General features: G+C 68.0%; 18 protein-coding genes. 8 read left to right on the top strand and 10 right to left on the bottom strand.

What is annotated here, in order from left to right; all coding sequences use genetic code 11:
- Positions 1 to 4: 4 nt before the first annotated feature.
- The 5 genes from U1F38_RS12045 to U1F38_RS12025 form a co-directional block, all read right to left on the bottom strand.
- Entirely contained in the window at positions 5 to 298 is a 294-nt protein-coding gene (locus tag U1F38_RS12045) for a type II toxin-antitoxin system RelE/ParE family toxin (RefSeq protein ID WP_409987314.1), read from the bottom strand.
- Positions 295 to 513: an addiction module protein gene (locus U1F38_RS12040; protein ID WP_409987313.1), complete on the bottom strand. Its 219-nt coding sequence runs from the start codon at positions 511 to 513 to the stop codon at positions 295 to 297. The genes U1F38_RS12045 and U1F38_RS12040 overlap by 4 nt, the downstream gene beginning before the upstream one ends.
- A gap of 24 nt (positions 514 to 537) precedes the next feature.
- Positions 538 to 1,137, bottom strand: a complete 600-nt coding sequence (locus U1F38_RS12035) for a GNAT family N-acetyltransferase (protein WP_409987312.1) — start codon at positions 1,135 to 1,137, stop codon at positions 538 to 540.
- Positions 1,138 to 1,139: 2 nt separating this feature from the next.
- Positions 1,140 to 1,361 (bottom strand): hypothetical protein, encoded by a 222-nt coding sequence (locus tag U1F38_RS12030; protein WP_409987311.1) that lies wholly within the window; start codon positions 1,359 to 1,361, stop codon positions 1,140 to 1,142.
- 178 nt (positions 1,362 to 1,539) lie between these two features.
- Positions 1,540 to 2,382, bottom strand: coding sequence for an AAA family ATPase (locus tag U1F38_RS12025; RefSeq protein WP_409987310.1), 843 nt, complete (start codon positions 2,380 to 2,382; stop codon positions 1,540 to 1,542).
- A 119-nt stretch (positions 2,383 to 2,501) separates the two neighbouring features.
- Between U1F38_RS12025 and U1F38_RS12020 the strand changes: the two genes are divergently transcribed.
- Positions 2,502 to 3,170, top strand: a complete 669-nt coding sequence (locus U1F38_RS12020) for a c-type cytochrome (RefSeq protein ID WP_409987309.1) — start codon at positions 2,502 to 2,504, stop codon at positions 3,168 to 3,170.
- A gap of 126 nt (positions 3,171 to 3,296) precedes the next feature.
- Here the strand turns inward: U1F38_RS12020 and U1F38_RS12015 are convergent, their stop codons facing one another.
- Positions 3,297 to 3,731, bottom strand: coding sequence for a DUF1841 family protein (locus tag U1F38_RS12015; RefSeq protein ID WP_409987308.1), 435 nt, complete (start codon positions 3,729 to 3,731; stop codon positions 3,297 to 3,299).
- Between the two features lie 104 nt (positions 3,732 to 3,835).
- On the opposite strand from U1F38_RS12015, the gene pcaF reads away from it, so the two are divergent.
- A complete protein-coding gene (gene pcaF, locus U1F38_RS12010; protein WP_409987307.1) occupies positions 3,836 to 5,038 on the top strand; it encodes a 3-oxoadipyl-CoA thiolase in 1,203 nt (400 codons plus the stop codon).
- Positions 5,039 to 5,107: 69 nt separating this feature from the next.
- On the opposite strand, the gene kefC is transcribed toward pcaF, so the two are convergent.
- Both kefC and U1F38_RS12000 read right to left on the bottom strand, forming a co-directional pair.
- The gene (gene kefC / locus U1F38_RS12005) at positions 5,108 to 6,976 is read right to left on the bottom strand and encodes a glutathione-regulated potassium-efflux system protein KefC (RefSeq protein ID WP_409987306.1); all 1,869 of its coding nucleotides are present in this window, start codon (positions 6,974 to 6,976) and stop codon (positions 5,108 to 5,110) included.
- Positions 6,977 to 7,312: 336 nt separating this feature from the next.
- Positions 7,313 to 7,963, bottom strand: a complete 651-nt coding sequence (locus U1F38_RS12000; RefSeq protein WP_409987305.1) for a trimeric intracellular cation channel family protein — start codon at positions 7,961 to 7,963, stop codon at positions 7,313 to 7,315.
- Between the two features lie 100 nt (positions 7,964 to 8,063).
- On the opposite strand from U1F38_RS12000, the gene U1F38_RS11995 reads away from it, so the two are divergent.
- Both U1F38_RS11995 and U1F38_RS11990 read left to right on the top strand, forming a co-directional pair.
- The gene (locus U1F38_RS11995; protein WP_409987304.1) at positions 8,064 to 8,690 is read left to right on the top strand and encodes an AAA family ATPase; all 627 of its coding nucleotides are present in this window, start codon (positions 8,064 to 8,066) and stop codon (positions 8,688 to 8,690) included.
- A 35-nt stretch (positions 8,691 to 8,725) separates the two neighbouring features.
- A complete protein-coding gene (locus tag U1F38_RS11990) occupies positions 8,726 to 9,178 on the top strand; it encodes a MaoC family dehydratase (RefSeq protein WP_409987303.1) in 453 nt (150 codons plus the stop codon).
- Here the strand turns inward: U1F38_RS11990 and U1F38_RS11985 are convergent.
- Both U1F38_RS11985 and U1F38_RS11980 read right to left on the bottom strand, forming a co-directional pair.
- Positions 9,169 to 9,645, bottom strand: coding sequence for a tRNA (cytidine(34)-2'-O)-methyltransferase (locus tag U1F38_RS11985; protein WP_409987302.1), 477 nt, complete (start codon positions 9,643 to 9,645; stop codon positions 9,169 to 9,171). The genes U1F38_RS11990 and U1F38_RS11985 overlap by 10 nt on opposite strands.
- A 21-nt stretch (positions 9,646 to 9,666) precedes the next feature.
- The gene (locus U1F38_RS11980) at positions 9,667 to 10,374 is read right to left on the bottom strand and encodes a phosphoribosyltransferase family protein (protein WP_409987301.1); all 708 of its coding nucleotides are present in this window, start codon (positions 10,372 to 10,374) and stop codon (positions 9,667 to 9,669) included.
- A gap of 46 nt (positions 10,375 to 10,420) precedes the next feature.
- On the opposite strand from U1F38_RS11980, the gene U1F38_RS11975 reads away from it, so the two are divergent.
- From U1F38_RS11975 to U1F38_RS11960, 4 genes are all read left to right on the top strand, one after another.
- A complete protein-coding gene (locus U1F38_RS11975) occupies positions 10,421 to 11,335 on the top strand; it encodes a biotin synthase (protein ID WP_409987300.1) in 915 nt (304 codons plus the stop codon).
- A 203-nt stretch (positions 11,336 to 11,538) separates the two neighbouring features.
- Complete coding sequence (gene coxB, locus U1F38_RS11970; protein ID WP_409987299.1) at positions 11,539 to 12,735, top strand: cytochrome c oxidase subunit II; 1,197 nt, start codon at positions 11,539 to 11,541, stop codon at positions 12,733 to 12,735.
- Between the two features lie 66 nt (positions 12,736 to 12,801).
- Positions 12,802 to 14,433 carry a cytochrome c oxidase subunit I gene (ctaD, locus tag U1F38_RS11965; RefSeq protein WP_409987298.1) on the top strand — a complete coding sequence of 544 codons (1,632 nt, stop codon included), beginning with the start codon at positions 12,802 to 12,804 and terminating at the stop codon, positions 14,431 to 14,433.
- A gap of 20 nt (positions 14,434 to 14,453) precedes the next feature.
- Positions 14,454 to 14,606: a cytochrome oxidase small assembly protein gene (locus U1F38_RS11960; protein WP_409987297.1), complete on the top strand. Its 153-nt coding sequence runs from the start codon at positions 14,454 to 14,456 to the stop codon at positions 14,604 to 14,606.
- The last annotated feature ends 6 nt before the right edge of the window (positions 14,607 to 14,612 follow it).

Genomic DNA, 14,612 nt, shown 5'->3' with positions numbered 1-14,612 from the left:
GATGTCAGGCTCCGGGCCAGCGGGTGGGCGACTGGCGAAAGTGCAGGCAGGCCAGAATGCGCACAGTGCGCTCTTCAATCTCGAAATGAAGCGCGTAAGGAAAGCGTCCCACAAAGGCGCGGCGAATGTTGGCGTAATCGGTCGCGTGGATCAGCGGGTTGCGCGCCAATCTGTCGCGCTGCACAGTCACCTGTCGCAAAAACTCCGTGCCCAGGCCATCGGACTGCTGCTCGTACCAGTCAAAGGCATCGATCAGATCGCGCTCGGCGCCGGGGTCAAGTTCCACCTCATAGGTCACAGCCGCACGCCCAGCGTATCAATGATTTCTTCAAGCGTTTTGCCGCGACCCGGGTTGCGTTGGCGCCACGCCTGACGACGCAACACTTCGGCCATGATTTCTTCCGTGACAGGAACGTTGGCGCTCGTTCGGGCGATGTCGTCCCACAAGTTTTCAACCAAGTCCAGCTTTTCCGCCGGCGTGAGGTTTTCAATTTCGGCAGGGATGGCGCTCATGCGTTGCTCCTCAGAAAGTTGGCGTCAAACGCCATTGTGGCGCTCAAGCAAATACAGCAGTTGCGCCTTGGCCTCGGGCCACTCGCCGGCCGTCATGCTGTAGATCACCGTGTCGCGCACGGTGCCGTCGCGGCGCAGCTGGTGGTGGCGGATCACGCCGTCCTTTTTGGCGCCCAGGCGCTCGATGGCGCGCTGGCTGGCAAAGTTGTAGTTGTCGGTGCGCCAGCCGACCACGGCGCAGCCCAGGGTGTCGAAGGCATGGCTCATCATCAGCAGCTTGCACGTGGTGTTGACGTGGCTGCGCTGCACGCTTTGCGCATACCACGTGTAGCCGATTTCCACCCGCTGCACGGCGGGCATGATGTCGTGAAAGCTGGTGGAGCCCAGCACGCGCTCGCCGGCCTCGTCGATGACGGCAAAGGCAAAGCGGCTGCCTTGCTCGCGCATCTGCAGGGCGGTTTCGATGTAGGCGCGGGTCTGCTCGGGCTCGGGCACGCCGGTGACGCGAATCGTCCACAACTGGCCGTCAGCGGCAGCGGTGCGCAGGCCGGCTTCGTGGTCGAGCGTCAAGGGTTCCAGACGGATGCCGCGGTCGCGCAGGATGACGGGTTGGACGAAGGCCATGCTTACTCCGAGCTGTGTTTGCCAGTGTGTTCATTCCAGCGGCGCGCCGCACCCAGGCCGATGCCGCCGCACAGGCCGATGGCCGCGATGGCCAGCACGCTGGCGTTGCTTTGCAGATCGCGCAGCGCGTCGATGCCGGCCATGCGCGCCAGCCAGTAGCCCGCCAGCGCGCCGCCGACAAAGCCGACGGCGTCGGTCAGTGCCTTGGCCAGCAGAGGAGGCATGGGTCTTCCAAGTTCAATCACGTGGCCTGCGGATCGGTGGCCTCGGCATCCCAAGGGCCAAAAGGCCGCGGAGCAGGCCATGCCAAGGCACCCTTGGTCGGGGTTTCCCCGATCAATGGGTGCGCCCCCTCGCAGGGGGGAGGCGCAACATCGCGCAGCGAGTGGAGCCTGGGGGTGGTCATCTGTTGCGCTGATTCATGAACACGAGTTTTTCAAACAGGCTCGTGTCCTGCTCGTTTTTCAGCAGCGCGCCCACCAGCGGCGGCACGGCCACCTTGTCGTCCTTGCTGTGCAGGGCTTCGGCCGGGATGTCCTCGGCCACCAGCAGCTTCAGCCAGTCCAGCAGCTCGCTGGTGGAGGGCTTTTTCTTCAGGCCGGGCAGGCCGCGCACGTCGAAGAACACCTTCATCGCGGCGCTGAGCAAATCTTTTTTCAGATCAGGAAAGTGCACGTCGACGATCTGCTTCATCGTCTCCGGCTCGGGGAACTTGATGTAGTGAAAAAAGCAGCGGCGCAAGAAGGCGTCGGGCAGCTCCTTCTCGTTGTTGGAGGTGATGAAGACGACGGGGCGGTGCTTGGCGCGGATGGTCTCGCGCGTCTCGTAGCAGTGAAACTCCATGCGGTCCAGCTCGCGCAGCAGGTCGTTGGGAAACTCGATGTCGGCCTTGTCGATCTCGTCGATCAAGAGGGCCACCGGCTCGTCGGCGGTGAAGGCCTGCCACAGCACGCCCTTGACGATGTAGTTGTGGATGTCCTTGACGCGGTCATCGCCCAGCTGGCTGTCGCGCAGGCGGCTCACCGCGTCGTACTCGTACAGGCCCTGCTGCGCCTTGGTGGTGCTCTTGATGTGCCATTGCAGCAGCGGCAGCTTCAGCGCGTCGGCGACTTCCTCGGCCAGCATGGTCTTGCCGGTGCCCGGCTCGCCCTTGACCAGCAGCGGGCGCTTGAGGGTGATGGATGCATTGACCGCCAGCATCAGGTCTTGCGTGGCGACGTAGGTATCGGTGCCTTGGAATTTCATGTCGGGTGGGGCGAATGGACCGGAGATGGACTAGGGAAAGTGATGTTTCGAAGCGCCGCGGCGCTTGATTACAATCGGCCGCTGATCTGGATCAAACAACCTTGGATTGTGCGCGCAAAATGAAACTGACCCTGTCCCCGATGTTCGCTGCAATCGGCCTCGCCGTCGGCCTGGCCACGTCTGCCCAGGCCCAGGTGACGGGCAACGTCGAGGCGGGCGCAGGCAAGGTCGCCATGTGCATCGGCTGCCACGGCATCATGGACTACAAGACCAACTTTCCCGAGGTCTATCGCGTCCCCAAGATCGCCGGCCAGAACCCCAAGTACATCGAGACGGTGCTGGGCGAATACAAGAAAGGCACGCGCAAGCACCCCAGCATGCGCGGCATCGCCGGCTCGCTGACCGAGCAGGACATTGCCGACGTGGCTGCCTACTACACCGCGCTGGGCGATATCAAGGGCGCGCCCGAGCTGGCAGCCACCCCGCCCGCGGCCAAGGCCGACGTGGCCGCGCTGCTGCAAAAGGGCGCCTGCGTGTCCTGCCACGGTGACAACTTCAGCAAGCCGATCGACCCCAGCTACCCCAAGATCGCCGGCCAGTATCCGGACTACCTGTTTGCCGCGCTCAAGGCCTACAAGGACGACACCCACACCACCTGGGGCCGCGGCAACCCGGTCATGGCCGGCATGGCCAAGCAGTTCTCCAACGCCGAGCTCAAGGCGATCTCCTACTACATCGGCTCGCTGCCGGGCGAGATCCGCACCGTGCCGCAGGGGCGTTTCCGCTGATCGAGGCGCCGCGCCGTCAACAAAAACCCGCCGCCGGCGGGTTTTTTGTTGCCCGTTCGATTTTCAAGTCAAATCGGGCCATGACCCGCGCGCAGAAAGCGCAATCAGCTATCTAAGATATAGCGTTCAGGCCCGCGTGGCGTGCCGCCGCACGCACTCCAGATAGGCCGCGCCGTCGGGCTCGCCGCGCCGCGCTTGCGCATCGGCCAGCATCTGGCCCAGGCACTCCATCACCTCGTGGTGCGCGGCGTGCAGGTCGCCCCGGCGCGCGGCCAGCAGCTCCACCGCCTGGCGGATGCCGGCGGGCTGGTCGATGCTGCACTGCTCGCTGATCGACAGGTGCATCGACAGGTGCAAAAACGGGTTGCCACCCACTGCGCCGGCCCCATAGTCGCGCGCCACCGCCGCGTCGGCGTCGGCCAGCTCGGCATGCCACTCGGGGTGCTCGGCCACCCAGCCGGCGGCCAGCTGCTCGATGGCCTGCATGGGCTGCCCGGTTTGCGACTTGGCCCAGGCCTCGCAAAAAAACCGGCGCACTTGTTCTTGGGTGGGAGCGAACATGGTGCTGGAAGGGTAGCACGCAGGGCCTTGGGCAGCGCCGGCGGGTTCCATGGCATAACATCTTGGGCCATTGACACGTGAACCCCTTGATTTGGAGACTTCCCATGACCCAGGCCTTCATCGTTGACGCCATCCGCACCCCCTTCGGCCGCTACGGCGGCGCCCTGGCCGGCGTGCGCACCGATGACCTGGGCGCCGTGCCCATCCGGGCGCTGATGCAGCGCAACCCGAAGGTGGACTGGGCGGCGCTGGACGACGTGCTGTACGGCTGCGCCAACCAGGCCGGCGAGGACAACCGCAACGTGGCGCACATGAGCAGCTTGCTGGCGGGCCTGCCGATCGAGGTGGCGGGCGCCACCATCAACCGCCTGTGCGGCTCGGGCCTGGACGCGGTGGGCAGCGCCGCGCGCGCCATCCGCGCGGGCGAGACGCACCTGATGATCGCCGGCGGCGTGGAAAGCATGAGCCGCGCGCCCTTCGTCATGCCCAAGGCCGAGAGCGCCTATGCGCGCGCCAATGCGGTGTACGACACCACCATCGGCTGGCGCTTCGTCAACAAGCTGATGAAGGCGCAGTACGGCGTCGATTCCATGCCCGAAACCGCCGAGAACGTGGCGGTGGATTACAAGATCGAGCGCGCCGCGCAGGACAAGATGGCGCTGGCCAGCCAGCAAAAGGCGGCCGCGGCGATTGCCGCCGGTCACCTGGCGCGCGAGATCGTCCCCGTGCACATCGCGCAGAAAAAGGGCGATGCCATCGTGGTCGACACCGACGAGCACCCGCGCGCCACCACGCTGGAGAAGCTGGCCGCGCTCAAGGGCGTGGTCAGGCCCGATGGCAGCGTGACGGCCGGCAACGCCAGCGGCGTCAACGACGGCGCGTGCGCGCTGCTGCTGGCCGACGAGGCCACGGCGGGCCAGTACGGCCTGACGCCCAGGGCGCGCGTGGTGGGCATGGCCGTGGCCGGCGTGGCCCCGCGCGTGATGGGCATCGGCCCGGCGCCGGCGACCGAAAAAGTGCTGGCGCGCACCGGCCTCAAGCTCGATCAGATCGACGTGATCGAGCTGAACGAAGCCTTTGCCGCCCAGGGCCTGGCGGTGCTGCGCATGCTGGGCCTCGCGGACGACGACGCGCGTGTCAACGCCTGGGGCGGCGCCATTGCGCTGGGCCACCCGCTGGGCGCCAGCGGCGCGCGCCTGGCCACCACGGCCGTCAACCGCCTGCACGCCACCGGCGGCAAGTACGCGCTGTGCACCATGTGCATCGGCGTGGGGCAGGGCATTGCGCTGGTGCTGGAGCGGGTCTGACGGCCAAGGCGTCAGCACTACTCTTCTGATAGCTGGCTGCGCAGGCCACAAAAGGGCTGCGCGCGGATTTCATGTTAAATCCCGCTCGACCGGGTCGGCGGGCGGGATCGCTGGCAGCGCATTGGCCGTGGCCGCCAGCGCGGCCTGCGCGCGCTCTTGCGCCAGCTGTTCCTCGAACTGCATTCGCCCGCGCACCACCACCGAGATCAGCTTGGCGCGGTCCTTGTAGTGGGGGTGCATCTGCTCGAACAGCGCCAGGTTGTGGCGGCGAAAGCGGTCGGCGCTGAAGCGCGCCGCCTCGGCGCTGGCGCCCAGCAGCTCCAGCACGCTGCGCCCACTCTTGAGGCTGGCCTCGAACAGCTCGCGCTCCACCCGCATCACACCGCGGTCGCGCAGCTGGTTCCAGTGCGTGACGTCGCGGGCGCGAGCGACCAGTTCGAGCTGGGGAAAGTGCTGGCGCGCCAGATCGACGATGGCCAGCGACTGCTCCACGTCATCGACGGCCAGCACCAGGATCTTCGCCTGCGCGGCGCCGGCGGTGCGCAGCAGGTCCAGCCGCGTGGCGTCGCCGTAGAACACGCGCGAGCCGAACGTGCGCGCCGCCTCGATCATTTCGGCGTCGTGGTCCAGCACCGTCACGGGCACGCCCTCGGCACTGAGCAGGCGGCTGACGATCTGGCCGTAGCGGCCAAAGCCGGCGATGATGACCGGCGCGTTCTGCGGCTCCGACAGCTCCTGCGGTGCGGGCGGGCGGCCGCAGTCGGCATAGCGCGGCAACAGCCAGCGGTCCACGGCGACCAGCGCCAGGGGCGTTGCCAGCATCGACAGCGCCACGGCGCCGACCAGCAGCGAGGCGGTGGCCGCCGGCAGCGCGTTGGCGTCGGCCGCGGCGCGAAACACCACGAAGGCGAATTCACCGCCCTGCGCCAGCAGCAGCGTGAACACCGGGCGCTCCTGCATCGGCAGCTTCAGCACCCGCGCCAGCGCGCCGATGACCCCTACCTTCAGCGCCAGAAAACCCAGCAGCACCGCCAGCATCAGCCATGGCGAGCCCAGCAGCACGCCAAAGTCGATGCTCATGCCGACGGCGACGAAAAACAGGCCCATCAGCAGGCCCTTGAAGGGCTCGATGTCGGTCTCCAGCTCGCGCCGGTATTCGCTTTCGGCCAGCAGCACGCCGGCCAGAAAGGCGCCCAGCGCCATCGACAGGCCCACCCACTGCATCAGGCTGGCGATGCCCACCACCAGCAGCAGCGCGGCGGCGGTGAACAGCTCGGTCGAGCCGCTGCGCGCGATCCAGCGCAGCGCCGGGCGCAGCAGCAGGCGCCCGCCCAGCACGATGGCGGCGATCGCGGCCACGGTCTTGGTCGCCTCCAGCCAGCGTGCGCCGGGGCTGGCGGCCTCGTGCGCGCCGACCGCCAGCGCCAGCAGCGGCAGCAACGCCAGGATGGGGATCGCCGCCACGTCCTGGAACAGCAGGATGGAAAAGCCCGCCTGGCCGGTGGAGGTGCGCATCAGGTTGCGCTCGTCCATCACCTGCAGCGCAATCGCCGTGCTCGACAGCGCCAGCCCCAGCCCGGCCACCAGGGCGGTGCGCCAGGCCACGCCCAGCGCCAGCGCGGCGGCGGTGATGGCCAGCGCGCAGGCCAGCACCTGCACGCTGCCCCAGCCGAAGATGGGCCGGCGCAGGCTCCACAGGCGCCGCGGCTCCAGCTCCAGGCCCACCAGGAACAGCATCAGCACCACGCCGAACTCGGCAAAGTGCAGGATGTCCTGCACGTTGGCAATCAGCCCCAGGCCCCAGGGCCCGATCACGATGCCCGCGACCAGGTAGCCGATGATCGCGCCCAGCCCGACGGCGCGCGAGAGCGTGACCGCCAGCACCGAGGCGGCCAGGTAAATAAAGCTGTTGACGAGCCAAGGGGGAGCATGTTCCATATCAGCGTTCCATGGCGCTGCGCGCCGCCCGCAGCGCATGAAACCCAAAGAGCCGAATGGCCGCGCAGCAGGCCATGCCAGCGATCGCCGTGGCCGGGGTCTCCCCGGTCACTGGCGAGCCTTGCAGGCCGCGCCGGGCCAGTGGCCCGGCCCCTCGCCAGCCAACAAAAGGTCCACCGGACCTTTTGTGCGCAGGCTCGGCCCCCTGCAAGGGGGCTGAGGTCTGCGGCTCCAGACCTGCCTGCGCAGGTCTGGACAGACCGAAGGGCCGCCGCCTCTGGCGGCGAGCACCGGGCATGCCATCGCGCAGCGAGTGAAGACTGGGGGTGTTTCTTGTCACCGCCGCCAGCCCGGCACGGCCCAGCCGCGGCCCACCGACAGCAGCCGCCCGCCGGCCGTGACCACCACGGTCACGGTGAGCACCAGCCAGGGCGCCAGCCCCAGCTGGTGCAGGCCCACGAACAGCCAGCCGCCGGCAAACGACCACAGCGCGTAGGGTCGGTGGTCGTTCAGCGCCCGCGGGATCTCGTTGCACAGCACGTCGCGCAGCACGCCGCCGAACACGCTGGTGACCACGCCCATCAATACGGCCACCAGCGGGGGCTCGCCGACGGCCAGCGCCAGGTCCACCCCCACGGCGGTGAACAGGCCCAGCCCCAACGCGTCTGGCCACAGGATGGCGCGTTCGGTGGGCGCCAGGTGCCGCTGGCGCATGAACAGCACGGCGGCCACGCACAGCCCCAGCAGCGCCCACAAAAACTCCACGTGCCGCACCCAGAAGAAGGGCCGCTGGTCCAGCAGCAGATCGCGCAGCGTGCCGCCGCCAAAGGCCGTGGCAAAGGCCACCACGCACACGCCCACGGCGTCCAGCCGCTTGCGCGCTGCCTCGATCACGCCCGACAGGGCAAAGGCCAGCGTGGCGGCCCATTCCAGCGCCATGCGCAGCTTGTCGCCCCAGAACGGGGGCAGGGGTTGCATCAGTTCCATGGCGTGTGCGGTTTCGGGTGGACGGTGGCAGCTACATTTTATATAGCTGGCTACCATGGCGTCGATCCATTGCACAAACAAGCGTCGAGGAGGTCCGAACATGCCGGTGGTCGTCATCGCCAATCCCAAGGGCGGCGTGGGCAAGTCCACGCTGGCCACCAACGTGGCCGGCTACTGGGCCAGCCGCGGCCACGCCGTCATGCTGGGCGACGTGGACCGCCAGCAGTCGGCGCGCCTGTGGCTGGGCCTGCGCCCCGAGGCGGCGCGGCCGATTGCCGCATGGGACGTGCAGCGCGACTTCATCGTGCGCCCGCCCAAGGGCACCACCCACGTGGTGCTGGACACCCCCGCCGGCCTGCGCGGCCTGCAACTGAAGGACGCGCTGCGCCTGGCCGACCGCGTGCTGGTGCCGCTGCAGCCCAGCATCTTCGACATCTACGCCACGCGCGAATTCATCGACGAGCTGCGCGAACTCAAGGGCGCCGGCCCGCAGCACATCGGCCTGGTGGGCATGCGCGTGGACGAGCGCACCCTGGCGGCCGAGCAGCTGCGCCAGTTCACCGACGATCTGGGCCTGCCCGTGCTGGCGCAACTGCGGCCCACGCAAAACTACGTGCATCTGGCCGCGCGCGGCCTGACGCTGTTCGACGTCGCGCCCGGCCGCGTGCAGCGCGACCTGGAGCAGTGGCAGGGCCTGTGCCGCTGGCTCGATCAGTCGCACGCATGACTCGCTTCCTTGGCCAACCCCGCTAAATTGCCCCCATGAAAACCTTCGACACCCTTGCCCAGCTGGTCGCCTGCGTCGGCCAGGAAGTGGCCGTGAGCGACTGGCACACTGTGACCCAGGAGCACGTCAACCAGTTTGCCGACGCCACGGGCGACCACCAGTGGATCCACGTCGACGTGGAGCGCGCCGCCGCCGGGCCCTTTGGCGCGCCCATCGCGCACGGCTTTCTCACGCTGTCGCTGGTGGCGGGTTTTTCGCAGCGCACCCTGAAGGTGGGCGACGTGCGCATGGGCGTCAACTACGGCCTGAACAAGGTGCGCTTCATGGCGCCCGTTCCGGTGGGCAGCCGCCTGCGCTCGCGCATGACGCTGCTGGAGGCCACGCCCGTCGAGGGCGGCCAGCAGCTGGTGTGGAAGAACACCATCGAGCGCGAGGGCGCCGACAAGCCGGTGTGCGTGGCCGAAACCGTCGCGCGCTACTACACCTGAGCGGCCCCGGCAAACCCGTTTTGCCGCCACGCCTCGAACACGCACGCCGCCACGGCGTTGGACAAATTCAGGCTGCGCTGATCCGGCCGCATGGGCAGGCGCAGTTGCTGCGCGGGGGCCAGACGGGCGCGCAGCGCGGCTGAAAAGCCCCGCGTCTCGGCGCCAAACACCAGCCAGTCACCGGGCGCAAACGCGGTCTCGTACACGCTGCGCGTGCCCTGGGTGGTGAGCGCAAACAGGCGCGCCGGGTCGGGCTGCATGGCGGCGATGAAGGCGTCCCAGTCGGCGTGCCGGCGCACGGCGGTGTACTCGTGGTAGTCCAGCCCGGCGCGGCGCAGCAGCTTGTCGTCCATCGAAAAACCCAGCGGCTCGATCAGGTGCAGATCGCACCCGGTGTTGGCCGCCAGGCGAATCACGTTGCCGGTGTTGGGCGGGATTTCGGGCTCGACCAGGACGATGTGAAACATGCGGCGATTGTCGCTGGCGCTTCAAGCAGGCAACTCGGTGCGCGCCAGGGCCAGCGCGGTGATGTGCACCACGCCGGCAGCGCGCAGCGCGCGGGCCGCCTCGTGCAGGCTGGCGCCGGTGGTCATCACATCGTCGATCAGCACCACGCGCCGATCGCGCAGCGCCGCCGCATGCGGGCCATGGACGGCAAACGCGCCGCGCACGTTGCGCTGGCGCTCGGCGCGCGTCAGGCCGCGCTGCGGCGGCGTGTCGCGCACGCGCCGCAGGCCATCGGTCAGGCAGCGCGCGGGCGGCAGGCGTCGCGCCAGCAGCAGGGCGGGGTTGTAACCGCGCTCGGCCAGTCGCGCAGGGGCCAGCGGCATGGGCACCAGCCAGTCGGCCTGCGCCAGCGCCTCGGCCACGCCCGGCGTGCGCCGCAGCAGGGTGGCCAGCGCATCGGCCAGGCCGATGTCCTGCTGAAACTTCATCCGGGCAATCAGCCCGGCCCAGGGCCACTCGAAGCCCACGGCGGCCAGGCAGGCGTCCAGCGGCGGCGGGTTCGACAGGCAGGCGCCGCAGCGGCGCACGCCGGGCGTCACAGGCAGTGCGCAGCGGTCGCAGCGCGCGCGCAGCGGCGCAAAGCGCGCCACGCAGGCGGTGCACACCGCGTGCGCCGGCCAGGCGCGGCACACGGCACACTGGCTGGGCCAGCCTCGCAGGTCAAAAAGGCGCGTGGACAGCCGGGCCATGGTCGATCGCGTGTGAGAGGGCTGGTCAATATACTGCCCCCTTTCCATGCCGACCGATCAACCCCCCACCATCGACCCGCTCGCCGCCCGGCGCTGGGCGGCCCTGCCGCACGCCGCCGCGCCCTGGCTGCACGACGAGGTGGCGCGGCGCATGGCCGAGCGCCTGCCCTGGATTCGCCTGCCCGTGGCGCGCTGGGCGCACTGGGAGCCGCTGGGCGGCGACGCGCAAGCGCGTGCGCTGGTGGCGGCGCATTATCCGGATGCGCAGTGCATTGAGGTCCGTACCCAGGCAGGACAAGTGCAGGGCGCTACAAAATCAGAAGCAAAAAGCTGGTGGCGACGCCTCGTCCCCAGCGCCCGCGCGCCCGAGGTGCAGGTGCTGGCCGAGCCCCCCGAGGGCGGCGTGCAACTGCTCTGGGCCAACATGCTCGCGCACCACGCCGCCGATCCGCGCGACCTGCTGGCGCGCTGGCGGCGCGCGCTGGCGCCCGACGGCTTTCTGATGTTCTCCTGCTTCGGCCCCGACACGCTGCGCGAGCTGCGCGCCCTGTATGCCGAGCGGGGCTGGCCGCCGCCCGCGCAGGAATTCACCGACATGCACGACTGGGGCGACCAACTGGCCATGGCCGGCTTTGCCGACCCGGTGATGGACATGGAGCGCATCACGCTCACCTTCGACACCCCCGCGCGCCTGCTGGCCGAGCTGCGCGGGCTGGGGCGCAACCTGCACCCGCAGCGTTTTGCCGGGCTGCGCACGCCCGCCTGGCGCCGGCGGCTGGAGGCGGCGCTGGGCGAGCGCTTGCGCGCGGGCGGCGATGGGCCCCTGGCGCTCAGCTTCGAGATCGTCTACGGCCACGCGCTCAAGCCATCGGCCCAGCGCCGCGCCCCGCGCGAGGGCCTGACGGTGCACCGCACCCGCGCGTCGTTGCGCGATGCGCCACAAACCCCGCCAGAGAGTTGAGCCAGATCACAAAGTTCCCGGATTGGGGTTGCAAGTCGGTTAAACTTGTTTGCATCCATGCGTGACGGCCGGGCGTTGCGGGTTTGCCCCGCTGGCGCCTTGGTGGGCGATCACCGACGATTGGCCGTGCGAGCCCGTTTCGTGGTGGGCCGCGGCCCATGACCGGGCGCATGAAAGTTTGTGTTTGTGGAAGACGTGACACGATGAAGAGCATTGAAAAGACCTTGGCCGGCGCTCCTGGCCGTGCCGCCGTCGCGCTGACGGCCTGGGCCGCCACCGCCGCGCAAGCGGCCCAGGTGAACGATCTGCCCGGGGGGCCGGGCGTCAATCAGCTCAACCTGACCCCCGGCGTCACCCAGATCGCGCAGGCCCAGTACGACCTGCACTGGATGCTGCTGATCATCTGCACCATCATCTTCGTTGGTGTGTTCGGCGTGATGTCGTACTCCATCTGGCACCACCGCAAGTCGCGCGGCGCCAAGGCGGCGCACTTTCACGAATCGCTGGGCGTCGAGATCGCCTGGACCGTGGTGCCCTTCCTGATCGTGATCGGCATGGCCGCACCGGCCACCAAAGTCATCATCGCGCAAAAGGACACCACCAACCCCGACCTCACCATCAAGGCCACCGGCTACCAGTGGAAGTGGGGCTACGACTACCTGGTCGGCGAGGGCCAGGGCATTGCCTTCCTGTCCACGCTCGACTCCACGCAGCGCGCGCTGTCGGACGCCGGCAAGCCCGCGGGCGACAACTACCTGCTGAAGGTGGACAACCCGCTGGTGGTGCCCGTCAACAAGAAGGTGCGCGTCATCACCACCGCCAACGACGTGATCCACTCGTGGTTCGTGCCGCAGCTGGGCGTCAAGCAGGACGCCATTCCCGGCTTCGTGCGCGACACCTGGTTTCGCGCCGAGAAGGTGGGCGACTACTACGGCCAGTGTGCCGAGCTGTGCGGCAAGGAACACGCCTACATGCCCATCCACGTGAAGGTGCTGCCGCAAGAGGAGTACACCGCCTGGGTGCAAGAGCAGAACAAGAAAATGGCCGCCGCGGCCGATGATCCCAGCAAGGTCTGGACCCTGGCCGATCTGGAGGCGCGTGGCGCCAAGGTGTATGCCGCCAACTGCGCGGCCTGCCACCAGGAAAGCGGCAAGGGCGGCGGCGCCATCAAGGCGCTGGACGGCAGCGCCATCGTCAAGGGCCCAGCGGCCGAGCAGATGCATGTGGTGCTGGAAGGCCGTGCCAACGGCGCCATGCCGTCATGGAAGCAGCTGTCCGACACGGAGCTGGCGGCCGTCGTCACCTACACCAAGAACCACTGGAGCAACGCGACGGGCCAGATCATTCAGCCGGCCGAGTTCGCCGCGGCCCGCGCCGGCAAGTTTCCGGCCGGCGGTTGAGCGGTTTCGCCGCCAAGGCCCAGCCCACCGTTCCATCGATCAAGTCAGTTATCCGGAGAATCCTCCATGAGCGCAGTACTCCCATCGCCCCATGCCGGCCACGCCGACCACGCCCATGACGATCACCACGGCGCGCCGACCGGCTGGCGCCGCTGGGTGTTCGCCACCAACCACAAGGACATCGGCACGATGTACTTGTTGTTCTCCTTCACCATGCTGATGCTGGGTGGCACGCTGGCCATGCTGATCCGCGCCGAGCTGTTCGAGCCGGGCCTGCAGATCGTCAACCCCGAGATGTTCAACTCGTTCACCACCATGCACGGCCTGATCATGGTGTTCGGGGCCATCATGCCGGCCTTCGTGGGCTTTGCCAACTGGATGATCCCGCTGCAGATCGGCGCTTCGGACATGGCGTTCGCGCGCATGAACAACCTCAGCTTCTGGCTGCTGGTGCCCGCCGGCATCACGCTGGCGTCCACCTTCTTCATGCCCGGCGGCGCGCCCGCCGGCGGCTGGACGCTGTACGCGCCGCTGACGGCGCAAATGCCCATGTCGCTGGACGCGGCCATCTTCTCGCTGCACATCATGGGCGCCTCTTCCATCATGGGCGCCATCAACATCATCGTCACCATCCTGAACATGCGCGCGCCGGGCATGACGCTGATGAAGATGCCCATGTTCTGCTGGAGCTGGCTGATCACCGCCTACCTGCTGATCGCCGTGATGCCGGTGTTCGCCGGCGCCATCACCATGACGCTGACCGACCGCCACTTCGGCACCAGCTTCTTCAACCCCGCCGGCGGCGGCGATCCGGTGATGTTCCAGCACATCTTCTGGTTCTTCGGCCACCCCGAGGTCTACATCATGATCCTGCCGGCCTTCGGCATGATCAGCCAGATCGTGCCCACCTTCGCGCGCAAGCGGCTGTTCGGCTACACCTCCATGGTGTATGCGATCGCCGCCATCGCCACCCTGTCCATGATCGTGTGGGCGCACCACATGTTCACCGTCGGCATGCCGGTCACGGGCCAGCTGTTCTTCATGTACGGCACCATGCTGATCGCCATCCCCACGGGCGTGAAGGTGTTCAACTGGACGGCCACCATGTGGCGCGGCTCCATGACGTTTGAAACCCCCATGCTGTGGGCCGTGGGCTTCATCTTCGTGTTCTCCATCGGCGGCTTCACCGGCGTCATCCCGGCCATCGTTCCGATCGACACCCAGATCCAGGACACCTACTACATCATTGCCCACTTCCACTACGTGCTGGTGGCCGGTTCGCTGTTCGCCATCTTCGGCGCCTATTACTACTGGTCGCCCAAGTGGACCGGCGTGATGTACAACGAGACGCGCGGCAAGATCCATTTCTGGTGGTCGATGATCTCCTTCAACGTGGCCTTCTTCCCCATGCACTTCCTGGGCCTGGCCGGCATGCCGCGCCGCTACGCCGACTACCCCATGCAGTTCGCCGACTTCAACATGATCGCGTCGATCGGCGCCTTCTTCTTCGGTGCCGCGCAGGTGTACTTTTTCTTTGCCGTGGCCTTGCCCGCCATGCGCGGCAAGGGCGAAAAAGCCCCACAGCGCCCGTGGGAAGGCGCCGAAGGCCTGGAGTGGGAAGTGCCATCGCCTGCGCCCTTCCACACCTTCGAGAACCCGCCCAAGCTGGACGCCAGCGCCACGCGCGTGATCGGCTGATCCGGGCCCGAGACAAAGACGTGAACCCCGCCGTCATGATCAAACCGCAGGAAACCCCCGAGCAGCGGGAGCTGCGCCGGCGCAACGTGCGCCTGGGCCTGACCCTGGCTGGCGTGGTGCTGGTGCTGCTGGTGGGCTTCGTCCTGCGTCGTTACATGTTGCTCGGTCATTGAGCAGGT

Source organism: Ottowia sp., assembly GCF_046348305.1.
Classification (GTDB): domain Bacteria; phylum Pseudomonadota; class Gammaproteobacteria; order Burkholderiales; family Burkholderiaceae_C; genus Ottowia.
Note: the sequence above shows the minus strand (reverse complement) of the source record. Positions and strands in the feature narration are given on the sequence as shown.